Source organism: Agromyces rhizosphaerae (assembly GCF_027925245.1).
Lineage (GTDB): Bacteria > Actinomycetota > Actinomycetes > Actinomycetales > Microbacteriaceae > Agromyces > Agromyces rhizosphaerae.
Genome location: NZ_BSDP01000001.1, coordinates 1113192 through 1139679, shown reverse-complemented (window position 1 = coordinate 1139679; position 26488 = coordinate 1113192). Strand labels below are relative to the sequence as shown.

Genomic DNA, 26488 nt, shown 5'->3' with positions numbered 1-26488 from the left:
CTCGAAAGGACTACGTGTGAAGTGGGTCAAGCGCATTCTCATCACCGCGGTGGTGGTCTTCGCCCTGTTCTACATGGTGAGCAGGCCTGAGGACGCCGCAGCGGCGGTGCAGGGCGCCTTCGATGCCGTCTGGGGCGCGATCGCGTCCGTGGGAACCTTCTTCACGTCGCTGGTCTCCTGAGCCCGGGCGAACGAGGACATGGAGCCGTTCGAACTCGATCCGAGGGTCGAGCGCCACCTCATCGCCGACGAGGGCGAGATCATCATCGACGAGGTGCGCAAGCAGTGGGCGGCGTACATCGGGCCGGTGCTCGAGGCGGCCGCCGGTCTCCTGGTGCTCATCCTGCTGATCTGGACGCCCCGCCCGATCGACTGGGTGATCTCGCTGCTGAGCGCGGGGCTGCTCGTGCACGCGATCTGGCGCGCGGCGGCGGTGCACATGGACCGCTTCGTCATCACGAACATGCGCGTGTTCCGCGTGCACGGCATCTTCACCCGCAACATCGCGACCATGCCGATTCAGCGAATCCTCGACATCTCGGTGCACAAGCCGTTCATCGGCCGCATCCTCGGCTACGGCCACTTCATCTTCGAGTCGGCGGCGCAGGACCAGGGCCTGCGCGAGATCCACTTCGTCGGCGACCCGGACGAGCGCGGCCTCACCATCCAGCGCGTGATCGCGCGGTCGGGCCTGCGCGGGCAGCCGACCCGCTGGAACAACTGAGGCATCGCCGCACCAGGCCGCGTGGCGCGTCCGAATCCGGAGGCCCCGCGGCATCCGCCCTCGATTTCACGCTCGGCCGAGTGCCGAGTATGCTTGTGTGGCCGCGGTCGCATGCCCATGAGACCAGGCGCCACGGCGAGTTACCCTAGCGGCCAAAGGGATCTGACTGTAAATCAGACGGCTCAGCCTTCGGGGGTTCGAATCCCTCACTCGCCACCATGTGCGGAAGCAGATTCCGACCAGCACGAAACCCCTCCCGACTCGCGTCGCGGAGGGGTTCGTCGTATCCGGCGCCGCCGGTGAGGCCGTAGCGTTGCGTGCATGGCCTCGCACATGGAACTGCTCGAGATCGCCGCGACGGTGGCGCAGCGCGCCGGGGGCTTCGCGGTCGACCGCCGCAGCCACGGCGTGAGCGTCGCCGAGACCAAGTCGTCGCCGATCGACATCGTCACCCAGGTCGATCGCGACACCGAGTCGCTCATCCGCGGCATCCTCGCCGACTACCGGCCCGACGACGGGTTCTACGGCGAAGAGGGCGAAGCGGATGCGGGGAGCTCGGGTCTCACCTGGGTGGTCGACCCGATCGACGGCACCGTCAACTTCCTCTACGACATCCCGGCCTGGTCGGTGAGCGTCGCCGTGGTCGAGGGCGGCGTCGATCCGTCGACCTGGACGGTGCTCGCGGGCGCCGTGGTCAACCCCGTCGCCGGCGAGCTCTACACCGCGGCGGCGGGCGAGGGCGCGTGGCTCGGCGACCGCCCGCTGCACGTCAACGACGGCGTCGAGCTCGACCGCGCGCTGGTGGCGACCGGGTTCGGCTACGTGCGCGAGCGCAAGGAGCGGCAGGGCCGGCTGGTCGCCGAGCTGCTCCCGCGCATCCGCGACGTGCGGCGCATCGGGTCGGCCGCGCTCGATCTCTCGGCGGTCGGCGCCGGGAGGCTCGACGCGTTCTACGAGACCGGCCTGAACCCGTGGGACCACGCGGCGGGCGGGCTCGTGGCCGCGGAGGCCGGTGCGCGAATCGGCGGGATCGGCGGCGCGCCCGGGGGAGCGGACATGCTGATCGCGGCCCCGCCGTCGCTGTTCGACCAGCTCGAACGGGCGATCGCGGAGCACTGGGAGGCCTGATCCGCACGGAATCGGTGGAATCCGGCGTGTGTCGGCATTAAGGGGGACGAAATCGCTCCACACGCATGGAAACCGCGACCGATTCCGGTTACCCTTTACCAACCCGTTATTTTGGCGCAGGCCAGAATGAGCACCTCCCCTGACTGACCTGACCCGACGCCGAAAGGCTCTCGTGCCCGAGTTCCCCCTCGTGCCGGACGGTCCCGAGACCGGCACCACCCACGCAGCGTCGCGCGAGCGACCGCTGACGCGCCGGGAACTCCGCGAGCAGCAGCGTCGGCAGGAGGAGGCGGCCGAGGCCGCGGCGTACGACTACGGGACGCCGTCGCTCGATCCGAGCCGATCGGCAGCGGGTAGCGACACCCCCGTGATCCGGTCCACCGGCCAGGGCTGGAGCCTCGGCGGCGACGCCGATCCGGTCGAGCAGGCGCCGTCGTGGCAGCCCGCCGCCCCGCAGGCACCCGCGTACCGCGCGCCGGAGCCGCAGGCACCTGCGTACCGCGCGCCGGAGCCGCGCGCGCCCGAGTACCGGGCCCCGGAGGCGCGCCCCGCAGCGCCCCGCATCCCAGACTTCCACGTGCCCGCACCCGCGCCCGCGCCGGCCGAAGCGCCGCTCCGGCGTCGACGCGACGCGCGGCCCCGGGCGAGCGAGTTCGAGTCGTTCGAGGTCGAGGCCGTCGAGACCGAACCGCCCGCACCCGCGGCGCCCGCACCCGACCTCTCGTCGTGGCTCCAGCCCGAGGCGCAGGACGTCCGGCCCCCGAGCAGCCGGCGTTCCCGCCGCCTCGAGGACGAGGCCACGTCCGCCCCTGCGCGGGCGCAGGCGCCGGAGCGGCAGGCCGCCCCGGAGCGTCGCGACCTTCCCGCGCAGCCCGACGCGGAGCAGGACCTCTTCGGCCTCCGCGTCGAGGAGGCGCACAACTCCGCGGGCCACGGTTCCGTCGGCGGCACGAACGCCGATGGCGCCGCGCCGGAGGCCGCGGCCCCGGGTGCGTCCCTGTTCGGCGACCTGGTCTTCGACGCTCCCGAGACCGTCGAGCGCGACGAGCGACCCGCGGCGCGCGGGGGGCTCTTCTCGCGCCTGCTGGGCCGGGGAGCGGGCGACGCGCGCGAGCGCTCCGCGTCGCCGCGCCGACGCGGCGAGGCGCGCGACACCCACGACGCCGACGCCGATGCCGACCGGCAGGATCTCGCGGCCGACCTCTTCGGCTTCGGCTTCGAGGACGAGGCCGTCGACGACGACCGTCGCGACGATGCGATGGCTGCGGAGCCCGCGTTCGATGCGGACCGCACGTTCGATGCGGCGCCCGCGCTCGACGCCGAACCCGTATTCCTTGCCGAGCCCGCCATCGACGCCGAGCCCGCCTTCGAAGCAGAGCCGGCCTTCGATGCAGCGCCCGCCGTCGACGCCACGTCGGCGCCCGCCTCCGACCTCGACGCGGCGTTCGGGTTCGGCGGGGCGTTCGCCGCCGCGGACGACGAACCCGAGCTCCACGACGCCGACGTCCGCGACCGCGATGACGACCTCCACGGCCCCTCCGCGCTGGGGTCGCTGTTCGGATTCGATGAGCCGGAGCCCGCGCACACGCGCACCGCGCCCCCCGGCTCCGGCTTCGCGATCGACTCCACGGTCGCGAGCACGCGGTCCTCCGGTCGTGACCGCGCATCCTCGTCGTCGACGGCCCGCATGCGCTCGGCCGATCACCCGGGGCTCCGCACCGACTCCGTGCGCTCCGCCGGGACCGCGCGCCCGGCTGCCCGCACCCACCCCAAGGCCAAGCCCTCGCGCGACGCCCGCCGCGCCGCCCGCCGCCGCGCGGCGGCCGCCAAGGGCCTCTCGCTGGTCGCGATGGGCTTCGTCGCCATGATCACGGTGGCCACGTCACTGCCCGCGAACTCGCTGCTGAGCGCCGAGGAGGTGCAGGCCGCGCAGGTCGCGGTGCTGCACGAGAACGGGCTCGAGCCGCAGGTCATGCACGCGTACGCGGGTGGCGACGATTCGACCGAGTTCACGGTCGACACCGAGAACTACCAGGTGGCGACGATCGCCGAGTACGCGGCCGCGTCGGGCATCCGCGTCGACAACACGTTCACGAACAACCCGTACGGCACCATCCAGTGGCCGTTCCCGGTGGGCGTGCACATCGGCAGCTACTACGGCTACCGCAGCTGCGCGGGCTGCACGACGAACCACCACGGCATCGACTTCAACCCCGGCTACGGCGCCGAGATCCAGGCCATCGCCGACGGCGTCGTGAGCGTGGCGCAGAACGGCGGCGGCTCGCTCGGCGTCGTCATGATGATCGACCACGTGATCGACGGCCAGGTCGTCACCAGCGTCTACGCGCACATGCAGTACGACTCGATGCGCTTCCAGGTCGGTGACACCGTCGAGGTCGGCGACATCGTCGGCAACGTCGGCTCGACCGGCCTGTCGACCGGTCCGCACCTGCACTTCGAGATCCGCATCGGCGGCGTCGAGGGCTACTGGGTCGACCCTCTGGCCTGGCTCTACGAGAACACCGACTGATCCCGGGCCGACACGGGTCGAGGGCGCTCCTCACCCCGCGGAGGTGCGACTCGTCCCCGAACGCGAGAACGCCCGGCAGCCATCAGGCCACCGGGCGTTCGTGCGTAGTGGGTGCTCCCTACTCCGCGCTCATCCACACGGTCGTGTCCACGGGCAGCGTCCCGTCGCCGAGCGGGCCCGATGCCAGCAGCACCTGGCCGGCGGGCAGCGCGACCGGCGCGTCGCCCGTGTTCGCGACCACCGTCACGTCGCCGTTGCGGAACGCCAGCACGGGGCCCCCGGAGGCCGGGAGCCACTCGACGCTCCCGGCGCCGAGCTCGTGCGAGCGCCGCAGCGACAGCGCGGAGCGGTACAGCTCGAGGGTCGAGCGAGGGTCGCCCGACTGCTGGTCCCGCGCGTAGTCGGTCCACATGTCGGGCTGCGGCAGCCAGGAGGCATCCGTCGGCCCGAAGCCGTAGGAGGGCGCGTCCGACTCCCACGGGATCGGCACGCGGCAGCCGTCGCGGCCGTAGCGCTCGCCCTCGGTGCGGAACCAGGTCGGGTCCTGGCGGGAGTCGTCGGGCAGGTGGATGACCTCCGGCAGCCCGAGCTCCTCGCCCTGGTAGACGTAGGCGGAGCCCGGCAGCGCGAGCATGACGGCCGACGCGGCGCGGGCGCGGCGCAGTCCGACCTCCTGGTCGGGCAGGCCGGGCGACTTCGGCCCGATGCCGTGGCCCTGCGGGTTCTCGGCGCCGAGCGCGTGGCGCGACGCGTGGCGCACCACGTCGTGGTTCGAGAGCACCCAGGTGCTCGGGGCGCCGACGCCGCCGAAGGCCGCGATGGACGCGTCGATCACGGTGCGGAGGTCCTCGGCGTCCCAGCCGGTCTCGAGGTAGGCGAAGTTGAACGCCTGGTGCATCTCGTCGGGTCGCACCCACTTGGCGATGCGCGTGAGCGGGTCGACCCACGCCTCGGCGGCGAGGATGCGCTCGCCGGGGTACTCGTCGAGCAGCTTCCGCCAGTCGCGGTAGATCTCGTGCACGCCGTCCTGCCCCCAGTACGGGGCGCCGCCGGCGTGGTCGTGGTGGTCGGCGACCGCGTCGTCGTGCGCGGGCTCCGCCACCGCCGCGGCGGCGTCGCCGCCGCCGCCCATGCTGCCGCCCTCGGCGGGCGGGGTGTAGTCGGGCAGCCCGTCGGCCTTGATCAGGCCGTGCGCCACGTCGACGCGGAACCCGTCCACGCCGCGGTCGAGCCAGAACCGCAGGATGCGCCGGAACTCCTCGCGCACCTCCTCGTTGGTCCAGTCGAAGTCGGGCTGCGAGGAGTCGAAGATGTGCAGGTACCACTGGCCGGGCGTGCCGTCGGGCTCCGTGATGCGGGTCCACTGCGGTCCGCCGAACACCGACTGCCAGTTGTTCGGCGGCTCTGCGCCGTCTGCGCCCTTCCCGTCGCGGAACATGTAGCGCGCGCGCTCGGGGCTGCCGGCCGGTGCGGCGAGGGCGGCCTGGAACCACGGATGCTGGTCGGAGGAGTGGTTCGGCACGAGGTCGACGATGACCCGGATGCCCAGTCGGTGCGCCTCCGCCTGCATGGCGTCGAAGTCGGCGAGGTCGCCGAAGATCGGGTCGACATCGCAGTAGTCGGCCACGTCGTAGCCGGCGTCCTTCTGGGGCGAGGTGAAGAACGGCGAGAGCCAGATGGCGTCGATGCCGAGCTCGGCCAGGGCGCCGAGGCGCGACGTGATGCCGCGGAGATCACCCACGCCGTCGCCGTTCGCGTCGGCGAACGAGCGCGGGTAGATCTGGTAGATCACCGCGGTGCGCCACCACTCGGGGGTCGGGTCGGATGCCTCGGAGTCGGCGCGCGACGAACGCGCGGCATCGTTGTGCACGATCATGGCGCCCACTGTACGGCATTTCCTCCAAAACGTAAGCGTTTGCATTCGAGGTCCTTCGTAGGAGGTAACGAACGCGTATCGAAGCCAGATGCACGACTTGCACGGGCGATCAGCGAGGGCTATAACTGAAAGCGCTTGCATTTCGCGGGCGTTTCCAACGGAAGAACGGTCTTTCGGCACGGTGGTCTCGACCGGGGCGGCACAGCCCCGGCACCACCAGGCGATGAGGCCGGATCGAGACGACACCTTGAGAAAGGGACACCGATGAAGGTGAACAAGAAGGGCCTCCTGGCCGGCGGGGCGATCGCCATCGGCGCGACGCTCGTGCTCGCGGGCTGCGCGGGCGGCGACACCGAGACCGATGACAGCGACGCGACCGCCGAGGGCGGCTCGCTCACCGTCTGGGTCGACTCCGAGCGTGTGGACGCCCTGCAGGGCGCTGCGGACGCGTACTCCGAGGAGACCGGCATCACGGTCGAGCTCGTGGGCAAGGACAACAACACCATCAAGGACGACTTCATCCAGCAGGTGCCGACGGGCGAGGGCCCCGACATCACCATGGGTGCGCACGACTGGCTGGGCGAGCTCTCGACCAACGGCGTCGTCGCCCCGCTCGAGCTGGGCGACTCGGCCGACGGCTACCTGCCGGTCGCGATCAACGCCGCCACCTACGACGGCACCGTCTACATGCTCCCCTACGCGGTCGAGAACATCGCCGTGCTCCGCAACGCCGACATCGTCCCCGAGGCGGTCGGCAGCTTCGACGAGATGATCGCCGCGGGCGAGGACGCCGGTCTCGACCAGCCGTTCGTCGTCGAGCAGGGCGCAGAGGGCAACCCGTACCACCTGTACCCGTTCCAGACCGCGTTCGGCGCTCCGGTGTTCGGCAGCGACGAGAACGGCTACAACGCCGACGACCTGCAGCTGGGCAACGACGGCGGCCAGGAGTTCGCCGCCTGGCTCTCGACCGAGGGCAAGAACGGCACCGGCAACTTCAACACCGACATCGACGGCGACATCGCCAAGCAGTCGTTCCTCGACGGCGACTCGGCCTTCTGGCTGACCGGCCCGTGGAACGTCGGCAGCGCGATCGACGCCGGCATCAACGTGGCGATCGACCCGATCCCCAGCCCGACCTCCGACGCGGCCCAGCCGTTCGCGGGCGTCAAGGGCTTCTTCCTCTCCTCGGAGAGCGAGAACAAGGTCGCGGCGAACGACTTCCTCGTGAACTACCTCGGTTCGGAGGACGTGCAGCTCGCGCTGTTCGAGGCCGGCAACATCCTGCCCGCGCTCACCGCCGCCGCCGAGACCGCCTCGAGCGACCCGATCATCGAGGGCTTCGCGACGGTCGGCCAGGACGCCGTGCCGATGCCGGCCATTCCCGCCATGGGTTCGGTGTGGCAGTACTGGGGCATCGCCGAAGCGAGCATCATCAATGGTGAGGACCCGTCGGCGACGTGGACCAAGCTCGCCGAGGACGTGCAGTCGGCCATCGACGGCTAGTTCCCATCCCGCCGATGAGGGGGCGGATGCCACGAGGCATCCGCCCCCCTTCGGCACCTGATCCAGCAGCGGAACCCGGGGAGATCCAGGCACCATGACCACCACGACCGACGAGGGCGTCGACGGCGCGAAGCGCGCGTCTGGCGCGCCGCCCAAGAAGCCCACGAAGCGACAGCGGCAGGCGGCGGGCATCGCCGACGCGGCATCCGGCGGCCTCGGGCTGATGCTGGTGAAGATCGTCTCGCTCGGGCTCGTCGATGCGATCGCGCTGTACGCGCTGTTCGTGCTCGTCGTGAACGATGAGTGGCTCATCGCCGCGATCGTCGCCGTGGTGGCCATCTTCGTCAACTGGGTCTACTTCTCGCGCAAGCGACTCCCGGCGAAGTACCTGACGCCCGGCGTCATCTTCCTCGTCATCTTCCAGATCTTCGTGCTCATCTACACGAGCTACGTGGGCTTCACGAACTACGGCACCGGCCACAACGGCTCGAAGGAGCAGGCCGTGGGCGCGCTCATGAGCGCGGCCCTCGATCGCGTGCCCGACTCGCCGACGTACCCGGTCGCGGTCGTCGACCGCCTGGGCGAGCTCTCGCTCGTCGTGACCGGCCCGAACGGCGGCGTCTTCATCGGCGGCGAGGAGCGGCCGCTCGAGCCGGCATCCGGTGCCCAGATGGAGAACGGCGTGGCCGTCGGCGTCGACGGGTACACGACCCTGAGCTTCCAGGAGATCGTGGCGCGCACCGACGAGATCACCGAGCTCGCCGTGCCCTTCTCCGACGACCCGAACGAGGGCGCCCTGCGCACCCCCGACGGGCGCAGCGCCTACCAGTACACCTCGTCGCTCGAGTACGACGAGGCCGCCGGCACGATGACGAACCTCGACACGGGCGTCGTCTACACCGACATCGGCACCGGCGCGTTCACCTCCGATGCGGGCGACGAGCTGCTGCCGGGCTGGCAGATCACGGTCGGCTTCGACAACTACCTGAAGGCGCTGACGGACACGCGCCTGTCGGGCCCGCTGGCCTACGTGACCACGTGGACCTTCGCGTTCGCGGCCATCTCGGTGGCATCCACCTTCTTCCTCGGGCTGTTCCTCGCGATCGTCTTCAACGACATGCGGATGCGGGGGCGCAAGCTCTACCGCACGGTGCTGATCCTCCCGTACGCCGTGCCCTCGTTCCTGTCGGCCCTGGTCTGGGCGGGCATGATGAACGAGAGCTTCGGGTTCATCAACCAGGTGCTGCTCGGCGGGGCATCCGTGCCCTGGCTCACCGACCCGGTGATGGCGAAGGTCAGCGTGCTGCTGGTGAACCTGTGGCTCGGGTTCCCGTACATGTTCCTGGTCTGCACGGGCGCGCTGCAGTCCATACCCGACGAGGTGGTCGAGGCGGCCACCGTCGACGGCGCGAGACCCTGGGGCATCTTCCGGCTCATCAAGCTGCCGCTGCTGCTGGTGACGGTCGCGCCGCTGCTGATCGCGTCGTTCGCGTTCAACTTCAACAACTTCAACATCATCTACATGCTCACCAACGGTGGCCCGCGCGACACCGGGGCACCGATCCCGGTGGGGTACACCGACATCCTCATCACGATGGTCTACAAGGTGGCGTTCACCGGGCAGACGCGTGACTACGGATTGGCGAGCGCGTACTCGATCCTCATCTTCATCGTGGTCGCGGTGATCTCGATCATCGCGTTCCGGCGCACCAAGGCACTCGAGGAGCTGAACTGATGAGCGCGCAGACCGGCATGACGACCGAGGCGATCACGGCGCAGACGGGCGGGTCGGATGCCTCCGGCGGAGGCCCGCGCGACACCTCGGGCATCCCGGGGCGGCGCCCCTTCCGCTTCGGCAAGTGGTTCCTCGCGACCGGCTGGCGCCACATGGTGGGCGTCATCATCACGGCGTTCGCCCTGCTGCCGCTGCTGTTCGTGTTCTCGGCATCGCTGAACCCGCGGGGCACGCTCACCGGCTCGAACGCGCTGTTCTCGGAGATCGGGCTCGACAGCTACGTGCGCATCCTCACCGACCCGCAGGTGCCGTACGCGACGTGGTTCGGCAACACGCTGATCATCGCCGGGATCACCTCGATCGCCACGGTGTTCCTGGGTGCGCTGGCCGCGTACTCCTTCTCGCGCATGCGGTTCACCGGGCGTCGGTTCGGCCTGATCACGATCGTGGTCATCCAGATGTTCCCGCAGCTGCTCGCGGTGGTCGCGATCTTCCTGCTGATGAGCTGGATCGGCGACCTGTTCCCCGCGATCGGCCTGAACACGAGGATCGGCCTGATCATGGTCTACCTCGGCGGCGCGCTCGGCGTGAACACGTACCTCATGTACGGCTTCTTCAACACCGTGCCCGCGTCGATCGACGAGGCCGCGAAGATCGACGGTGCCGGGCATGCGCGCATCTTCTTCACGATGATCCTGCGCCTGGCCGCACCGATCCTCGCGGTGGTCGCCCTGCTGTCGTTCATCACCTCGGTGAACGAGTTCGTGGTCGCGAGCGTGCTGCTCATCGACACCGATCAGCAGACGCTCGCCGTCGGACTCACGAAGCTCGTGTCGAACCCGCGCTACGCCGACTGGAGCGCGTTCTCGGCCGGTGCCGTGATGGCGGCGCTGCCGGTCGTGGCGCTGTTCCTGTTCCTGCAGAAGTACATCGTGAGCGGGCTCACGGCGGGCAGCGTCAAGTAGGTTCGACGGGCTCGACGGGCGGTCAGGTCCTGGCCGCCCGCGCGGCCAGCTCGGCGAGCACGCCGGCGAGCCGCTCGGGGAAGTCGTGCGGCGTCTGGGCAGGGAGGTCGTGGACTGGCCACCAGCGCACGTCGTCGCTCTCGTCGCTGACGGTGGGCGTGGCATCCGCCGCCGCGGTGAAGGCGTAGCCGACGTCCCAGTGCGCCGTGCAGTGGCCGAACCGCGAGCTGAGCTCGTGGCGGTGGAGGTCGGCGGGGGCGTGGCCGTTCGACCGGCCACCGGGCCGGCCGGGGTCGAGCGGCGACAGCTCGTGCAGCCCGCTCTCCTCGCGCGCCTCGCGCAGTGCGCCGGCCGCGACGGTGGCGTCCGCGGCTTCGACGTGCCCGCCCACCTGCACCCAGAACTGCCCCTTGCGGTGGAAGCACAGCAGCACGTTGCGCAGGTCGGGCGAGAAGACGAACGCGCTCGCCGTGAGGTGCTCGCGTCCGCCCTCGCGGCGCACCGCGTCGGCGCCGCGGTCGACGACGAACGCGAGGTAGCGCTCGCGCAGGGCGGCCGTGTCGGGGTCGATCGGATGCCACGTGCGCAGCGTCGCCTCGATGTCGTCGGCGAGCCTCGCGAAGGCGTGGTCGGTCACCCCGCGAGCGTACTGGGAATGCGACGGGTCGACCGAGCCCTCGGTCAGAACGGCGGTTCGTCGGACAGCGGCGGGCCCTGCGCCGCCGGATCCTGTGCCGACGGGCCCTGTGCCGACGCGCCCGGTGCTGACGGGCCCGGCACCGGCGGGTCGCTCGTGTAGCGGCGCCCAGAGGGGGAGCGCCAGTCGATCGAGCCGGGTTCCGGGCCTGGAGCCGAGCTCCAGCCGGTCTCGTGTTTCAGGTGGTGGTGCTTCGTGCAGAGCATCGCGAGGTTGGTCGCGTCGGTGCGTCCGCCGTGGGCCCAGTCGGCGACGTGGTCGACCTCGCACTGCTCGGCGGCGCGGCCGCAGCCGGGGAAGCGGCAGGTCTCGTCTCGCATGACGAGCGCGGCGCGCAGGTCTGACGGCACGGCGTAGCGGTCGCGCCCGATCGAGAGGCGCGCACCAGTCTCGGGGTGCGTGAGGATGCGGATGAAGCTCGGCGCTCGTGCCGCGAGCTCGCGCGCGGTGTCGGCATCGATCGGGCCGACCCCGTGCAACTCGCCCGGCTCGTCGGTCGCGCCCAGCAGCGTCATGACCGGCACGGTCACGAACACGGTGGGCCGGGTCCGTGCGAACCGCCCGGCGGCCGCCATGCTCGGGGTACCGGCGGGGTCGCGCTCGTGGGACTCCGCGGCGCCGGGGGCACCGACCTGAGGATCGTCGGCCCGGCCGGTCAGGAGGTCGCTCAACACGTCCGCGCGCAACTGCGACTCGGTGCGCTCCTCGCCATCGACGCGGGCGAGGCCGGCGGCCGCGGCACGCACGCGGGCGAACGCGTCGGCCGCGGGCGCGGCGGGGAGCAGCGCGTGCAGCCACGCCATGCCGTCGCGCGCGGGCTCGAGCGAGACCGAGCGGTCGTCGGCCGCGCGACGTGCGCGATCGGTAACCGAGTCGGGGTGCATGCGTTCACGCAGGCGACGTGCACGGGCGTCGAAGCGCGCGGGCGTGAGCCGGGCCGCGAGGGGGAGCGCTACCGACTCGAACGCCACCCGGGTCTCGGTGGGCAGGCTCAGGGCGTGGTCGATCAGGCGTTGCGCGTGGCGGTACGAGATGGTGCCGGAGCCGAGTGATTCGAGCGTCGCCGGGAGGTCGAGCGAGAGTGACTCACCCTCGTCGATGAGGCGCTCGGCAGAGCGTTCAGCCAGGCGGAGTGCGCACGCGACCTCGGCTACGAGCGAACGCCGCTCGAGCTCGCGCACTCGCTGCTCCGGATGCGGCGAGCGGTCCGCCGCCGCGCCGGTGACGACGGCGCGCGAGTCGGCGCCGGCCGCGAGGTGAGCGAGCACCTGCGCGCGCTCCGCGTGCAGCGCGGCGATCTCCGCATCGATTGCGACCAGACGGTCGAGAGAGCGCTCGGCGGCCGGGTGATCGGCTGTGCTGGAGTCGGATGCGTCGGACTCGGATGCGACCGGGCCGTGTGCGTCCGAGTTGCATGTGTCATGGCTGCCCGTGACCGCGGCGTCGGTCGCGGCGCCGTCTACGGCGGTCCCGGCAGAGGTGCGCGCCTCGGGTGCGGTGTCGGTGACGGGATTTGCGTGCGCGTCGGGTGCGTCGTCGGTGACGGGCAGCGCCGCGGAGGGAAGCGGAAGCTCGGGCTGCACCGAGACCGCTGCATGGCCGGGCGGCGGCGTCGGCTCAGCGGCATCCGCTCGCCCGCTCGACCACCCGGGCTCGAACGCCAGGGCCACCGGTCGCTCGATGACCGCGTCGCGGGAGCGCGCGACGGCGTGCGCGAGCATGAACTCGAGCAGCGAGACGGAGCGCGCGCCGAACGGCAGGTACCGCTCGCGCCGGGGCTCGTCTGCTTCCTTCATGACTTCAGTCAAGTGGCACCCACCGACATCCGGACGGCCGCGACCGGTGGTCGCACCGCGGCCCAGGCGCCGGCCGACGACGGCGCCGAATGGGGGCGCGGCGGCGGGCTCAGGGGCATCCGTCACACCATGACGACCCCGGTTCGGAGCACGGCTCGAGAGGTGATATCCTCTTCTGGTTGCCGACATCCGGCAGCGCGCCCCGATAGCTCAGTGGTAGAGCACTTCCATGGTAAGGAAGGGGTCGTCAGTTCAATCCTGACTCGGGGCTCGGACCATCCGTTCGCGGGTGGAACGCGGCGGGGTAGCTCAGGTGGTTAGAGCACACGGCTCATAATCGTGGTGTCGCGGGTTCGAGTCCCGCCCTCGCTACTTCCTTCCGGAGTGCGGTCGATGCGCACGCGGGTCGCCTCTCATCACTCGCCATCTGCGCCCGTCGAACGGCGTACCACGAGCCCGACGTGCAACGCGGATTCGTGCTCGGGAGTGCGGCCCTCGATCTTCGCGAGCAGCGCGGCGAACGCCGCGCGGCCCTGGGCGGCGAAGTCCACCCGAAGGGTCGTGAGGGGCGGCGAGAAGTACGCGGCCTCCGCGATGTCGTCGACGCCCGTGACGCCGACGTCCTCGGGCCCCTGTGGGTTCTCCCCGAGGTGCGCCCGTAACCCTGACTACGCTGTGCGGATGCGACGCACCGGAGCACCGCGAGGAGTCCGACGATGAGCGAGAGCCCCTGGCCCCCACCGCCCTACCTGCCTCCCGTCGGCGGCGACCAGCCCGTGCGCCCGGAGCGCGCGCGCAGCTTCGACGGGCTCACGTACTCGATGACCCCGGGCTACCGTTCGCTGGTCATGGACGTGCACGTGCCCGAGGCATCCGATCGCCCGCCCGTCGTGCTCTGGATCCACGGCGGCGGCTGGATGCAGGGCGACCGCCGCCTGCCCCCGTCGGTGTGGCCGCCCGGGGCGCTGTTCCAGACCATCATTGACGCGGGGTTCGCCGTCGCGACCATCGAGTACCGGCACTCGCTCGAGGAGCCGTTCCCCGCCCAGCTGCACGACGCGAAGGCGGCGATCCGCTACCTGCGCCGCTTCGCCGACGACCTCGGCATCGACGCGACGCGCATGGTCGCGTGGGGCGAGTCGGCCGGCGGGCACCTCGCCGCGCTGGTCGGCCTCACCGGCGGGAAGCCCGAGTGGGAGGGCGAGGAGGGCGTGCCGGACGGCGACACGACGGTGCTCGGCGTCGTCGACTGGTACGGCGTGCACGACGGCGAGCGGATGCCCCTGGAGGGCATCGCGGTCGACCCGGCGCGCGTGCCCGCCGGCCATGTCGAGACGTACTCGCGCGAGCCGTTCCGCACCCTCGTCGACGGCTCGCCGCTCGGCGCCGGCGCGCTGCGGCAGTGCTCGCCGGTCGCGCAGGTGCATCCGGATGCACCGCCGTTCCTGCTCGTGCACGGCGACGCCGACTCCCTCGTGCCGTTCGAGCAGAGCGAGCTGTTCGCCGAGGCGCTCGCCGACGCCGGCGTGCCCGTCGAGCTGCGGCGCGTGCCGGGCGCCGACCACGTGTTCTTCGGTCAGGACCCCGTGCCGCTCATGCGCGAGGCGGTCGCCTGGATCGCCGAGCGGGTGGGCTGACCCGACCCACCCGGTCTCAGGCGGGCCGGAAGCCCGTGGTCTCCGGCGGCGCCGCGTGGCGGATCATCAGGTGCCGCGTCACCGAGTACTCGAGCAGCGGCTCCATCGACATGTCCTTGCCGAAGCCCGAGCCCTTCACGCCGCCGTGCGGCGCCTCGGACGCGATCGGCAGGTGGTCGTTGACCCAGGTGACGCCCACGTCGAGCTGCTGGCTCACCCGCATCGCGCGGCCGACGTCGGAGGTCCACACCGACGAGGCGAGCCCGTAGGCGCTGTCGTTCGCCAGCGCCACGCCCTCGGCCTCACCGTCGAACGGCAACGCGACGAGCACCGGGCCGAAGACCTCGCCCTGCACGATCTCCGACGACTGGGCGGCGCCGACCAGCAGCGTCGGCGCGTAGTAGGAGCCCGTGCGGTCGATCGCGTGCCCGCCGACGAGCGCCTCAGCGCCCTCGGCGACGGCCCGCGAGACGAACCCGTCGACCCGGTCGCGGTGGCCGCGCGAGATGAGCGGGCCGATGTGGGTGTCGGCGTCCATCGGATCGCCCGCGACGACGCCCGAGAGCGCGGCGCGCAGCGCCGCCACGCCGTCGTCGAACACCGAGCGCTCGAGGTAGACGCGCGTCGCCGCCGTGCAGTCCTGGCCGGTGTTGTAGGTGGCGCCGAGGGCGACGGCGTGCGCCATCGCACCGAGGTCGGCGTCCGCGTACACGATCACGGGCGCCTTGCCGCCGAGTTCGAGGTGCACGCGCTTCACGCCCTCGACGGCGCCGCGCATCACGGCCTTGCCGGTCTGGGTCGAGCCGGTGACGCTGACCATGTCGACCTCACGGTGCGCGACGAGCGCCTGGCCGACCTCGGCGTCGCCGGTGACGACGTTGAACAGCCCCGACGGCAGGCCCGACTCGACCGCGAGCTCGGCGAGCCGCAGGGTCGTGCGCGGGGTGGCGGGAGCCGGCTTCACGATCACGGCGTTGCCGGCGGCGAGCGCCGGGCCGGCCTTCCAGATCGCCATGATCAGCGGGAAGTTCCACGGCGTGATGCCCGCGACCACGCCCACCGGCCGCCGCGTCAGGATCGACGTGTAGCCGTTCGAGAGGGTGCCCGCACCGGTGCCCTCGAGCGACCGCGCGGCGCCGGCGAAGAAGCGCAGGTTGTCGACGCTGAACGGCAGCTCGCCGTCGAACGCGGTCGTCCAGGGCTTGCCCGAGTCCTCGACCTCGAGCGTCGCGAGGTGCTCGGCGTCGGCCTCGACCGCATCCGCGAGCTTCAGCAGCGCGAGCGAGCGCTCGCCGGGGGTCTTCGCCGCCCACTCCGGCTGGGCCGCGCGGGCCGCGGCGGCCGCCTCGTCGACCTCGGCGACGCCCGATTCGCGCAGCGAGGCGACTTCCTGCTCGGTCGCCGGGTTCACGATGACGGCGTCGCCGCCAGAGCCGGGGCGGTAGCCGCCGATGAAGGTTCCGGTGGTCATGGTCTGGTTCCTTTCGAGGCCGGGCGACGGATGCCGCGGGCCGGGGTGGTGCTGCGAGACGGGCGCGAGCCCGTGCTCAGGAGTTGAAGCCGAGCCCGAACCGGTCGAGCGTGCGCAGCCAGAGGTTGCGCCGGCCCTCGTGCGCGTCGGCCGCGAGGATCGAGTGACGGGTGTACTGGATGATCGGGTTGCGGAACGGCTCGGGCGGGATCGGGAACGGACGTCGCCGCACGATGTCGTAGCGCAGCCGCGAGGTGGGCTCGTCGGCCAGCAGGTCGAGCGCGACGTCGGCCGAGAAGCGCGAGGCGCCGACCCCGAGCCCGGTGTGCCCGACCGCGTAGGCGACGCGCCCGCCGCGGGCGGTGCCGTAGGCGGCCGTGAAGCGCGTGGTCGAGTCGATCGGCCCGGCCCAGCGGTGCGTGAAGCGCACGCCCTCGAGCTGCGGGAACGTCTCGAGGAAGTGCCGGGCGAGCAGCTCGTGCGACGAGTCGCGCTGCTCGAGGCTCGGGTCGACCTTGCCGCCGGAGTAGTACACCGCGTCCCAGCCGCCGAACAGCACCCGGCCGTCGGCGGTCGGCCGGTAGTAGTGGAACTGATTGCCCGCGTCGGTGAGGCCCTGGCCCTCTGCCCAGCCGATCGACGCGCGCTGCGCGGCCGTGAGCGGCTCGGTCATGAGCACGTGGTCGTAGAGCGGCATGATGTACGACCCGAGGCGCTTGAGCGGACCCGGGTAGGCGGCCGTCGCGACGACCGCGTGCCGCGCGTCGACGTGGCCGGCCGGCGTTGCGACCCGCACGCCTGCGCCGTGCGTCTCGATGCCGGTGGCCGGCGACGACTCGAAGATGCGCACGCCGCGCGCCTCCAGCGAGGCCGCCATGCCCCACGCGAGCCGCGCGGGGTCGACGAGCACGGTGCCGGCGCGGTCGCGCAGCCCGCCGAGGTAGGTCGGCGAGTGCACGTCGGCCTGCACCTCGTCGCGCGACTGCAGCTCGAGGTCGACCCCGTACCGAGCGGCGAGCGCGTGCGCCTCGCGCAGCCCGGCGAGCTGCCATTCCTCCACGGCGATCGTGGTCTTGCCCGAGCGCCGCAGGTCGCAGTCGATGCCGGCGGCCTCGATCGTGTCGACGAGCTCGTCGAGGTTGCGGTCGCCCTCCTCGGCGAGCGCGCCGACCTGGTCGGGCCAGATCGCCTCGCCGTGGGTGAGTCCGTGCGTCAGCGAGCTCGCGACGAAGCCGCCGTTGCGGCCGGTCGCGCCGTACGCGACCGACTCCGCGTCGAGGACGACGACGGTTGCCGCGGCGTCACGCTCGAGCGCGCGCCACGCCGTCCACAGGCCCGTGAACCCGGCGCCGATGACGACCAGGTCGGCCCCCGCACCGCCCGCGAGCGGGGCGCGGGCCGCGGGGGCGTCGTCACGGTCGAGCCAGTACGGGCGCGGCGCGGCATCGCGCAGTGCGCTGGCCGCGGCATCCGTCGTCGTCGTGCTCACGCGTGTTCCCGTACCGAGGCGCGCTCGATGACGTCGGCGGCCGCGGCGACGCCGCCCCGCGAGCGGATGGACTCGCCGATGGCCACGATGCGCGCGCGCAGCTCGGTGTCGTCGAGCAGTCGCTGCACCGCGCCCTGGAGCTCCTCCGGGGTGAAGCGGTACGGGTCGAGGCGGAGGCCGTAGCCCTGCTCGTCGACGCGCTGCGCGTTGTCGTACTGGTCCCAGAACAGCGGCAGCAGGATCATCGGCTTGCCGAAGTGCAGCGACTCGGTGGTCGTGTTGTTGCCGCCGTGCGTGATGACCAGGTCGGCGAGCGGCAGCAGCTTGGTCTGCGGCAGGAACTCGGCGCCCCACATGTTGTCGGCGAGCTCGAGCTCGTCGTGCAGCGGGCCCTTGGAGACGATCACGTTGACCGGCATGTCGGCGAGCGCGGCGATCACGCGGCGCATGAGCCCGACGTCGGCCGAGCCCAGCGAGCCGAGGCTGAAGTAGATGAGCGGGCGGCTGCCGTCGGTGAACGACTCGGGCAGGTCGGTGGGCGCGGCCTCGGTCTCGCGCACCGAGGAGTCGAGGCGGTGCCAGTGCTCGTCGAGCGGGCGCACGTCGGTGTAGTCGAGCTCCTCGGGGTAGACGTAGAGGTTCTCGTCGCCGGAGTGGATGAACTCGAGGTCGGGCAACGGCGGGGCGCCCTGCTCCTGCACCCACGCGTCGAACTCCTGCCAGAGCGGGCGGTGGGTGCGCTCGTACTCGGCGCGGAACGCGGCCCAGCCCTCGGTGTCGTCCTTCGCGAGGCCCGAGAAGACCGGCGCGATGCCCTCGCCCGGCACCTCGAGCGGGTTGCACGACACGATGCGCACGAACGGCACGCCCGCGGTGACGAGCGCCGGGAAGGTGAGCACGTTGTCCTCGATGATCACGTCGGGCTGCACGCGCGCGATGATGTCCTTCAGCTGCGGCTCGCAGAACTTCGCTCCCGTGACGAGCTCCTCCCAGATGGGCAGGGTCACGGTCTCGAGCTGCTCGGTGGTGGTCTTCCGGAACTCGGGGGAGACCTCCTTGATGTAGTCCTTCCAGAACTGGCCCGCGTCCTGCTCGGCGGCCTCCTCGCCCTCGGCCGGCTCCTCGACGGGTGCGAGGTCGACGAGGTCCTCCTCGAAGCCCAGGGCGGTGAGCTTGCCCTCCCACGAGCGCTCGGCGGCGAACACCACGCGGTGGCCGCGCTTCAGCAGCTCGTTGCCGATGCCGATGCAGTTGTTCGTGGGACCGTAGGCGCTCTCGGGCATGAAGAGGAAGGTGCGGCGTTCGTCGGTCATGGCGACTCCGTTCGTGGGTTCGTTGAATGCGGATGGAGGGATCTTGGTTGTCACAGAACCTTGTGATTCATGGCCACAAGGCGGAAGAACTGTGGGACGATGCAGGGAATCTGTTCCAGCGGGAGGGAGCCCCATGGCGAGGCCGAAGCGGCAGGAGGAGCGGCGCAGCCAGCTGGTCGCGGCGGCCCAGCGGGCGATCGCGGCGCACGGTCCGGACGGTGCGCGACTGAACCGCGTGGCGGAGGAGGCGGGGCTCACGTCGGGCGCGGTGCTCTACTACTACCCCGACGTCGACGAGCTCATGTTCGAGGCCAACCGGGCCGGCATGGAGCGCTTCTACGAGGGCCGCGTCCGCATGCTCGAGCAGCTCGACGACGACCCCGTGACCCGGCTGCTCGCCCTGGCGAAGTCCGGGCTCCCGAGCGGCCCCGACGACACCGAGGTGCGCCTGCTCTGCGAGCTCGGCGGCTCGGCCGGGCGCAACCCGCTCATGGCGTCGCTGCTGACGACGCTCTACGACCGCCAGGTCGGCATGTACCAGGTCGTGCTCGAGCAGGGCGCCGCGCGCGGCGTCTTCACGCTCGCCCAGCCCTCGCTCACCATCGCGCGCAACCTGGTCGCCCTCGAGGACGCCTACGGCTACCGCATCAACGCGAAGCACCCCACGATCGACCACGACGCCGCGCTCGAGCTCATCGTGGCCTACGCCAGGCTCGCGACCGGTCATGCGCTGACCTCGGGCTGAGCGGCCGGCGCGTCGGCGGATGCCTCGGACTGCTCGCGCGCGACCGCCGTCGCCCGGGCGAACCGGATGCCCACGTCGGCGCCGCGCTCGAGCCGGCTCGCGCCGTGCACGGTCGCGAGCACCGGCGCGTCGAGCCCGGCGACCTCGACCGAGATCGTCGAGGCGCCGCCGAGGAAGTACGTGTCGACGATCGTGCCGCGGAGCGTCGCGGTGGCGGCATCCGTGACGAGCTCGACGTCCTCGGGGCGCACGACCGCGGTCGCGTCCGTGCCGTGCGCGAGGTCGTGCGTGTCGACCGGCACCACGCCGACGCCGGGCACCTCGACCCCGCCGTCGACGGCGCTGCCGTCGAACAGGTTGGCGCTGCCGATGAACGACGCGACGAAGCGGGTGGCGGGCGCCGAGTAGAGCTCCTGCGGGGTGGCGAGCTGCTCGAGGCGCCCGTCGCGCAGCACGGCGATGCGGTCGGCCATCGACATGGCCTCCTCCTGGTCGTGCGTGACGACCACGAAGGTGAGGCCGACCTCGTGCTGGAGGCGCTTCAGCTCGAGCTGCATCGACGCGCGCACCTGCCGGTCGAGCGCCGAGAGCGGCTCGTCGAGCAGCAGCAGGCGCGGCCGCTTCACGATCGCACGGGCCAGCGCCACGCGCTGGCGCTGCCCGCCGGAGAGCTGCGCGGGCCGGCGCTTCGCGAGCGCCTCGAGGCCGACGACCTCCATGACCTCGCCGACGCGCGTGCGCACCTCGTCGCGGCCGAGGCCCTCCGACTCGAGGCCGTACGCGATGTTCTTCTCGACGCTGAGGTGCGGGAAGAGCGCGTAGCTCTGGAACATCATGTTCACCGGGCGCCGGTGCGGTGCCATGCCGATCAGGTCGTCGCCGTCGAGCTCGATGCGTCCCGACTGCGGGGTCTCGAACCCGGCGATCGAGCGCAGCAGGGTCGTCTTGCCGCAGCCCGACGGGCCGAGCAGGGCGAAGAACTCGTTGTCGGCGATGTCGAGGGAGACGTCGTGCAGGGCGACGGTGTCGCCATAGACGGCGCGCACGCCGTCGATGCGGAGCAGGGGTGCCTGGCTCATCGTGTGGATCCTGTCAGTCGGGTCAGGCGCTGCGCCGCGATCACCGTGACGATGCTCACGAGCAGCAGGATGCTGGCGAGGGCGTTCACCTCGGGCGTGACCCCGAAGCGCACCATGGAGTAGATGACGATCGGCAGCGTCGGCTGGGTCGGCGCCGAGGTGAAGAACGCGATCACGAACTCGTCGAGCGAGAGCGTGAACGCGAGCAGGGCGCCGGCGACGATGCCCGGGGCGAGCTGGGGCAGCGTGATGCGCACGAAGGTGCGCACCGGGCCCGCGCCGAGGTCGCGCGACGCCTCCTCGAGGCTGGGGTCGAGGTTCGCCATGCGGGCGAGCACGATCGCCGTGACGAACGCGGTCGCGAACACGCCGTGGGCGATGATCACCGAGTGCAGGCCGACCGTGAACGTGATCAGCGAGAAGAACGTCAGCAGGCCGATGCCGAGCAGCAGGTCGGGCATGATCGCCGGGGCGATCGCGAACGCGCGGATCAGGCCGCCGCGGGTGTAGTGCTGGATGCCGTACGCGAGCAGCGTGCCGAGCACGGTCGCGATGGCGGTCGCGCCCGTCGCGACGATGAGCGTGTTGACGAGCCCCTGCATGAGCGCCTCGTTGGCGAACAGCTCGGGGTACCAGCGGAGCGAGAACCCGCGCCAGACGAACAGGTTCGACGAGTCGTTGAAGCTCATCACCACGACGATGAGGATGGGCAGGTACAGGAAGACGTAGCCGAGCCAGAGGGGCACGAGGATGCCCCGGGGCTTGCGTGCGAGCCTGGGGCGCGCCGTCGGCTCGGCCCGTCGGATCGCCTCGGTCGTCGGCGCCTCGGTCGTGATGCGGTCAGCCACGGCGCGGTCCTTCCGTGAGTCGGCGCGAGACGGCCGCCTGCGCGACGATGACGAGCACGAGCAGGAACGTGAGCAGCAGCGCGAGCGTGGCGCCGAAGGGCCAGTCGCGGGCCTCGAAGAACTGGTCGCGCACGAGGTTGCCGATCATGATCGTCTTGCCGCCGCCGATGAGCTCGGGGATGACGAAGTTCGACATCGCGGGCACGAAGACGAAGATGCTGCCGGTGAGGGCGCCGGGGACCGACAGCGGCAGCGTGATGGTGCGGAACGCGCGCCAGGGCGTCGCGCCGAGGTTGGTGGCCGCCTCGCGCAGCGACGGGTCGAGCTGCTGCAGCGATGCGTACAGGGGCAGCACCATGAGCGGCAAGTACATGTAGAGCAGGCCGACCACGATCGCCTGCGGCGTGTAGAGCATGCTGATCGGCTCGTCGGTGATGCCGAGGCCCTGCAGCCACTGGTTCACCCAGCCGGCGTTGTTGAGCAGCAGGATCCACGCGTAGGTGCGGATGAGGAAGTTGGTCCAGAACGGCAGCACGACCGCGATCAGGGCGACCGTGCGCCACTTCGGCGAGAGCCCGGCGATGGCGTACGCCATCGGGTAGCCGATGAGCAGCGCGAGCAGCGTGACGACGAGCGCGAGCCCGATGGACTGGGCGATGACGCCGACGTAGAGCGGCTCGAACAGCTTCGCCCAGTTGTCGAGCGTGGGCTCGAAGACGACGCCGCCGAAGCGACCGCGCTTGAAGAAGGTGTAGAAGGCGAGGAGCCCGACCGGCACCGCCATGAAGACGATGAGGAAGAGCATGCCCGGCGCCAGGAACGGCGCCGGGGCGAGCCCCCCGCACGCGCGAGGCGCGTGCGGCGGGGGCTGCCTGGTGGAGCTGGTTCGTCACGGTCAGTTCGTGGCGAGCACTTCGGCGTTCAGGTCGACGTACTTGACGGTGTCGTCGCCGAGGTCGACGATCACCTCCTGCTCCGTGAGCTCGTCGACGGTGATGCCGAGGGTCGGGAAGGCCTCGACGAGCTCGGGGTCGAGCGCGTCCATCGCGGCCTGGTTCGGCACCTTGTAGAGGATGTTCTCCGCGACCCAGGTCTGCACCTCGGGGTCGAGGATGTAGTTGATGAAGGCCATCGCGGCCTCCTTGTTCTCCGAGCTCTCGAGCACGGTCATGGTGTCGACCCAGAGGTCGGCGCCCTCCTCGGGCACGACGAACTGGATGTCGGGGTTCTCGGCGATGCCGTAGTTGCACCAGCCGTCCCACGCCTCGACCATCGCGGCCTCGCCCGAGACGAGCTTGGCGTAGAAGGTGGTGTCGTCGTAGGCGAGCAGCGTGCCCTTCGTCTCGATCAGCTGCGCCTTGGCCTCCTCGAGCTCGGCGTCGTCGGTCGAGTTGAGCGAGTAGCCGAGCGCCTTCATGGCCGGCATCGACAGCCACCGGTCGGTCGAGAGCATCGTCGTCTTGCCGACGAGGTCGTCCTGCGGGTTCAGCAGGTCGTTCCACGACGTCGGGTCGTAGCCGGTGAGGTCGGGGCGGTAGCAGAGACCGGTCGTGCCCCAGGCGTACGGCTCGGAGTAGACGTTGCCCGGGTCGTACGCGAGCTCGAGCGCCTCGGGGTAGAGGTTCGACTCGTTCGGGATGAGCGACTTGTCGAGCTCGGCGAGGATGCCCTGCTCGCCGAGCGCCTGCGCGTACTGGCCCGACATGAACGCGACGTCGATGCCGGGGTCGGAGCTCGCGGTGAGCTTCGCCACGATGTCCTCGTTCGTGGTGTGGTTCACGATCGTGATCTTCACGCCGGTCGCCTCCTCGAAGCGCTCGGCGAGGTCCTCGGGGTAGTAGTCGGCCCAGTTCGAGACCGTGAGGGTCTGCTGGGTGATGTCGGCGTCCGGGTCGAGCTCCTCCGAGCCGCCGTCGGCGGCACACGAGGTGACGGCGAAGGCGAGGGCGAGTGATCCGGCTGCTGCGGCCGCGACGCGTCGCGTGGTGCGCATGGGTACCTCCTGGGGCGTGGGAAAGGTTGTGTGGAATGTTGCACCACGACTGAAGGAACCGCAATGGATCTCTGCACACAGTGGAGGAGAGTTTGCGTAATAGTTACAATCGCAATTCAATGAACTCGATGCTCGATGGAGATTCGCCGGTCGTCGCCGGCCGTGTCGTGACGGTCGGCGAGGGTGGTCGCGTGCGGGTCGACGGGGCGCGTCCGGCGGCCGGCGACGGCGTCGGGCGAGCGCTCGCGCGCCTGGTCGTTCCCGAGATCGAGGCGGATGCCCCGGAGCGGGCCATCGAGGTCGACCAGACCAACACCTCGGTCATCGTGGGCGATCGCGTCATCGTGAAGATCGTCGGCGAGTGGGCGGCCTCCGACCGCTCGGCCGTGCTGCTCGAGCGCCTCGCCGACGCCGGCACCGACGGCGTCGACCGGCTGCGGGGACGCGTGCAGTGGCGGCATCCGCAGCTCGGCACCTCGACGCTCGCGATCGTCACCGACTTCCACGTGGGCGCGACCGACGGCTGGACCTGGGCCGTCGCGGATGTGCAGGCCCGCATGGACGGCGGCGCGGAGCCCGACTGGCCCGCCGTGCTCGGCGTGCACGCGGCCCGCCTGCACGACGTGCTGGGTTCGGACGCCAGGAGTGCCGCGCCGGATGCCCCCGTCGCACGTCGCGTACGGGCGGAGGCTGCGCTCGACCGGGCACTCGCCACGACGACCGGCGACGCCGGGGCGCGGCTCGCCAACCGGAGCGAGGCGCTCGCAGGTGGCATCCGCTCGCTCGGGGCGACCGAGCCCGGCTGGGAGTTCCCGATCCACGGCGACCTGCACGTCGGGCAGGTGCTCGCCTCCGCCGGCGACGACGGCGCACGCCGCTACACGATCATCGACTTCGACGGCGACCCGGCGCTGCCGGCCGACGAGCGCGGGCGGCCGGATGCGGCGGCGCGCGACGTCGCCCACCTGCTCGTCTCGCTCGACCTGGTCGCCGCGGTGGCGCAGAAGTACGCCAGGCGCGTCGACGACGCCGCGTGGGCGTGGGCCGACCGTGCCCGCAACGCACTGCTGTCCGCGTACCGCGAGACACTGGGGCGGGCGGAGCTCTTCGACGAGGCGCTGCTGCCCGGCTTCGAGGCGGAGCAGCTCGCTGCAGAGCTCCACTACGCCGACCGTTTCCTGCCGGCCTGGCGCTACGCGCCGGATGCGGCGATCACCCATCGATACCCGTCATCGCACGAACTCCCGGAGGTCCCGTGGACACCGCCGCCTTTCGATCCGACCTCGAGCTGATCCCCGAGACGCTCGGCGCGCTCGCCGACGCCGTGGACGCGGGGCTGGACGGCCTCGACCGCCTCCCGATGCTCGCCGCGTCGCGCGTGCTCGTGCTCGGCATGGGCTCGAGCCGCTACGCCGCCGACGTGGTCGCCCGGCGCTACCGCGCCGTGGACGCGCAGGTGATGGTCGAGCTCGCCAGCGTCGCGCTGCTGCCGCCGGCCGCGCCCGACCTCGCCGTCGTCGCCGTCTCCGCCACGGGAGGCAGCGTCGAGGTGCTGCGCGCGATCGAGCGCTACCGCGGCACCGGACGCCTCGTCGCGGTCACGAACCGCGCCGACTCCGAGCTCGCCCGTGCGGCCGACGTCGTGGTGCCGCTGCACGCGGGCGTCGAGGCGTCCGGCGTCGCGTGCCGCACCTTCCGCGCGACGTTCGCGGTGCTCGACCAGGTGCTCGCGGAACTGCTCGGCACGGCGCCCGAGGCGCGGTTCGACCCGGCCGCCCTGCGCGCGGCTGCGGACACGAGCGCGCACCTGCTCGAGGCATCCGCCGACTGGCTGGCGCCCATGGCCGACCTGCTCGCCGGTCCCATGGGCACGTGGGCACTCGCGCCCGCCGAGCGCGCGTCGAGCGCCCAGCAGTCGGCGCTCATGCTGCGCGAGGTGCCGCGGCGCGCGGCCTTCGCCTCGGAGACCGGCGACTGGTCGCACGTCGACGTGTACCTCACGAAGACGCAGGACTACCGGGCGCTCGTGTTCGCCGGGTCGGCCTGGGACGCGCAGGCCCTCGAGTGGATGGCCATGCGCAGCTCGCGGTTCGCGTCGATCGGCCGCGACCTGCCCGGCGCCGAGCTCACCCTGCGCTTCCCGGGCGACGAGGACGACACGGTCGCCGCCCTGTCCGAGGTGCTCGTCGGCGAGCTGGTCGCCGACCACTGGCTGCGGCAGGGCTAGCGCGCCGCGCGGTCAGTCCGCGGATGCCTCGGGCGGCGCGAGTCCCACCGCCGGCAGGATGATGCGGTCGATGGTCTCGACCATGAACTCACGCGTCATCGGCTGCTGGAGCATGAGCACGCGATAGGTGGCCAGTGCGGGGCCGAGCATGCTGAGCGTCTCGACGTCGGTGTCGGCGGGGATCTCGCCGCGCTCGATCGCGCGACGGAAGACGATGCGGTTGGCGCCGGCGCGCGGTTCGACCAGGGCGGCGCGGGCGGCCTCGCCGAGCTCGGGCGCGCGAGCGATCATCGAAGCGATGCCCGCCATGACCTTGAGCTTGCGCTCGCTGTCCTTGATCGACGGCGTGCGTACCATCGCCAGGAGATCCCCCCGAAGCGTGCCGGTGTCGGGCGGGGAGGCGTAGTCGATGTCGGTGGCCTTCATGCAGGCGACGGCGTCGATCACGAGATCGGGCTTGGAGGCCCAGCGGCGGTAGAGGGTGGCCTTCCCCGCCTTCGCCCGCGCGGCGACCATGTCGATGGTCATGCCCTCGTAGCCGGTCTCTGCGAGCACGTCGAGGGCGGCCTCGAGGATCTCGGGGTCGCGGGAGTGGTCGCGCCGCCGGCCGAGCTTCGGCTTGGCGGAGGCATCGGGTGTGGCGTCGGTCTGCGTCATCGCAGCCGCCTCCTTCCGATCGCCGCGGGTCCGGTCACGATCGATCCTATGTTCCCGGGACGTGTCGTGCGGGTG

At 71.5% G+C, this 26488-nt stretch carries 22 protein-coding genes, 3 tRNA genes and 1 pseudogene; 14 read left to right on the top strand and 12 right to left on the bottom strand.

What is annotated here, in order from left to right; all coding sequences use genetic code 11:
- The first annotated feature begins 16 nt into the window (after positions 1-16).
- The 5 genes from QMG39_RS05420 (at position 17) to QMG39_RS05400 (ending at position 4382) form a co-directional block, all read left to right on the top strand.
- Positions 17-181, top strand: a complete 165-nt coding sequence (locus QMG39_RS05420) for a hypothetical protein (protein WP_281882849.1) — start codon at positions 17-19, stop codon at positions 179-181.
- Positions 182-199: 18 nt separating this feature from the next.
- Positions 200-724, top strand: a complete 525-nt coding sequence (locus tag QMG39_RS05415; RefSeq protein ID WP_281882847.1) for a PH domain-containing protein — start codon at positions 200-202, stop codon at positions 722-724.
- 134 nt (positions 725-858) lie between these two features.
- Positions 859-943, top strand: a tRNA-Tyr gene (locus tag QMG39_RS05410).
- A 102-nt stretch (positions 944-1045) separates the two neighbouring features.
- Positions 1046-1852, top strand: a complete 807-nt coding sequence (locus QMG39_RS05405) for an inositol monophosphatase family protein (RefSeq protein ID WP_281882846.1) — start codon at positions 1046-1048, stop codon at positions 1850-1852.
- 172 nt (positions 1853-2024) lie between these two features.
- Entirely contained in the window at positions 2025-4382 is a 2358-nt protein-coding gene (locus tag QMG39_RS05400) for a peptidoglycan DD-metalloendopeptidase family protein (protein ID WP_281882845.1), read from the top strand.
- A gap of 118 nt (positions 4383-4500) precedes the next feature.
- Here the strand turns inward: QMG39_RS05400 and QMG39_RS05395 are convergent, their stop codons facing one another.
- On the bottom strand, positions 4501-6258 hold the full coding sequence (locus QMG39_RS05395; protein WP_281882844.1) for a glycoside hydrolase family 13 protein: 1758 nt from the start codon (positions 6256-6258) through the stop codon (positions 4501-4503).
- Between the two features lie 264 nt (positions 6259-6522).
- Between QMG39_RS05395 and QMG39_RS05390 the strand changes: the two genes are divergently transcribed.
- The 3 genes from QMG39_RS05390 (at position 6523) to QMG39_RS05380 (ending at position 10461) form a co-directional block, all read left to right on the top strand.
- Complete coding sequence (locus QMG39_RS05390) at positions 6523-7761, top strand: sugar ABC transporter substrate-binding protein (RefSeq protein ID WP_281882843.1); 1239 nt, start codon at positions 6523-6525, stop codon at positions 7759-7761.
- Between the two features lie 94 nt (positions 7762-7855).
- A complete protein-coding gene (locus QMG39_RS05385) occupies positions 7856-9496 on the top strand; it encodes an ABC transporter permease subunit (protein WP_281882842.1) in 1641 nt (546 codons plus the stop codon).
- A 17-nt stretch (positions 9497-9513) separates the two neighbouring features.
- Positions 9514-10461 (top strand): sugar ABC transporter permease, encoded by a 948-nt coding sequence (locus tag QMG39_RS05380; protein ID WP_373878348.1) that lies wholly within the window; start codon positions 9514-9516, stop codon positions 10459-10461.
- Positions 10462-10483: 22 nt separating this feature from the next.
- On the opposite strand, the gene QMG39_RS05375 is transcribed toward QMG39_RS05380, so the two are convergent.
- Positions 10484-11098 carry an NUDIX hydrolase gene (locus QMG39_RS05375; protein ID WP_281882840.1) on the bottom strand — a complete coding sequence of 205 codons (615 nt, stop codon included), beginning with the start codon at positions 11096-11098 and terminating at the stop codon, positions 10484-10486.
- A gap of 44 nt (positions 11099-11142) precedes the next feature.
- Positions 11143-12954 carry an HNH endonuclease signature motif containing protein gene (locus QMG39_RS05370; protein ID WP_281882839.1) on the bottom strand — a complete coding sequence of 604 codons (1812 nt, stop codon included), beginning with the start codon at positions 12952-12954 and terminating at the stop codon, positions 11143-11145.
- 199 nt (positions 12955-13153) lie between these two features.
- On the opposite strand from QMG39_RS05370, the gene QMG39_RS05365 reads away from it, so the two are divergent.
- Together QMG39_RS05365 and QMG39_RS05360 are read left to right on the top strand one after the other, a co-directional pair.
- Positions 13154-13225, top strand: a tRNA-Thr gene (locus QMG39_RS05365).
- Positions 13226-13252: 27 nt separating this feature from the next.
- Positions 13253-13326: transfer RNA gene (locus tag QMG39_RS05360), tRNA-Met, on the top strand.
- Positions 13327-13370: 44 nt separating this feature from the next.
- Here the strand turns inward: QMG39_RS05360 and QMG39_RS05355 are convergent.
- Positions 13371-13571 (bottom strand): annotated as a pseudogene (locus tag QMG39_RS05355) (substrate-binding domain-containing protein); the annotation flags it as partial.
- Positions 13572-13670: 99 nt separating this feature from the next.
- Between QMG39_RS05355 and QMG39_RS05350 the strand changes: the two are divergent.
- Complete coding sequence (locus QMG39_RS05350) at positions 13671-14591, top strand: alpha/beta hydrolase (protein ID WP_281882838.1); 921 nt, start codon at positions 13671-13673, stop codon at positions 14589-14591.
- A gap of 16 nt (positions 14592-14607) precedes the next feature.
- Here the strand turns inward: QMG39_RS05350 and QMG39_RS05345 are convergent, their stop codons facing one another.
- The 3 genes from QMG39_RS05345 to QMG39_RS05335 all read right to left on the bottom strand — a co-directional run bounded on the left by QMG39_RS05345 (position 14608) and on the right by QMG39_RS05335 (position 18864).
- Positions 14608-16062, bottom strand: coding sequence for an aminobutyraldehyde dehydrogenase (locus QMG39_RS05345; protein ID WP_281882837.1), 1455 nt, complete (start codon positions 16060-16062; stop codon positions 14608-14610).
- A 76-nt stretch (positions 16063-16138) separates the two neighbouring features.
- A complete protein-coding gene (locus QMG39_RS05340; protein WP_281882836.1) occupies positions 16139-17551 on the bottom strand; it encodes an NAD(P)/FAD-dependent oxidoreductase in 1413 nt (470 codons plus the stop codon).
- Entirely contained in the window at positions 17548-18864 is a 1317-nt protein-coding gene (locus tag QMG39_RS05335; RefSeq protein ID WP_281882835.1) for a glycosyltransferase, read from the bottom strand. Before QMG39_RS05335 ends, QMG39_RS05340 begins: the two co-directional genes overlap by 4 nt.
- 133 nt (positions 18865-18997) lie before the next feature.
- On the opposite strand from QMG39_RS05335, the gene QMG39_RS05330 reads away from it, so the two are divergent.
- Entirely contained in the window at positions 18998-19609 is a 612-nt protein-coding gene (locus QMG39_RS05330; protein WP_281882834.1) for a TetR/AcrR family transcriptional regulator, read from the top strand.
- Here QMG39_RS05330 and QMG39_RS05325 read toward each other — a convergent pair.
- The 4 genes from QMG39_RS05325 to QMG39_RS05310 form a co-directional block, all read right to left on the bottom strand.
- A complete protein-coding gene (locus QMG39_RS05325) occupies positions 19588-20688 on the bottom strand; it encodes an ABC transporter ATP-binding protein (RefSeq protein WP_281882833.1) in 1101 nt (366 codons plus the stop codon). The two genes, QMG39_RS05330 and QMG39_RS05325, sit on opposite strands and share 22 nt — an antisense overlap.
- Positions 20685-21536 carry an ABC transporter permease gene (locus QMG39_RS05320; protein WP_281882832.1) on the bottom strand — a complete coding sequence of 284 codons (852 nt, stop codon included), beginning with the start codon at positions 21534-21536 and terminating at the stop codon, positions 20685-20687. The genes QMG39_RS05325 and QMG39_RS05320 overlap by 4 nt, the downstream gene beginning before the upstream one ends.
- Positions 21529-22341, bottom strand: coding sequence for an ABC transporter permease (locus tag QMG39_RS05315; RefSeq protein WP_281882831.1), 813 nt, complete (start codon positions 22339-22341; stop codon positions 21529-21531). Before QMG39_RS05315 ends, QMG39_RS05320 begins: the two co-directional genes overlap by 8 nt.
- Positions 22342-22431: 90 nt before the next feature.
- A complete protein-coding gene (locus QMG39_RS05310) occupies positions 22432-23529 on the bottom strand; it encodes a polyamine ABC transporter substrate-binding protein (RefSeq protein ID WP_281882830.1) in 1098 nt (365 codons plus the stop codon).
- Positions 23530-23657: 128 nt separating this feature from the next.
- On the opposite strand from QMG39_RS05310, the gene QMG39_RS05305 reads away from it, so the two are divergent.
- Together QMG39_RS05305 and QMG39_RS05300 are read left to right on the top strand one after the other, a co-directional pair.
- Positions 23658-24821 (top strand): hypothetical protein, encoded by a 1164-nt coding sequence (locus QMG39_RS05305; protein WP_281882829.1) that lies wholly within the window; start codon positions 23658-23660, stop codon positions 24819-24821.
- Positions 24785-25756, top strand: a complete 972-nt coding sequence (locus QMG39_RS05300) for an SIS domain-containing protein (RefSeq protein WP_281882828.1) — start codon at positions 24785-24787, stop codon at positions 25754-25756. The genes QMG39_RS05305 and QMG39_RS05300 overlap by 37 nt, the downstream gene beginning before the upstream one ends.
- Before the next feature lie 12 nt (positions 25757-25768).
- Here the strand turns inward: QMG39_RS05300 and QMG39_RS05295 are convergent, their stop codons facing one another.
- Positions 25769-26413, bottom strand: coding sequence for a TetR/AcrR family transcriptional regulator (locus QMG39_RS05295; RefSeq protein WP_281882827.1), 645 nt, complete (start codon positions 26411-26413; stop codon positions 25769-25771).
- Between the last annotated feature and the right edge of the window lie 75 nt (positions 26414-26488).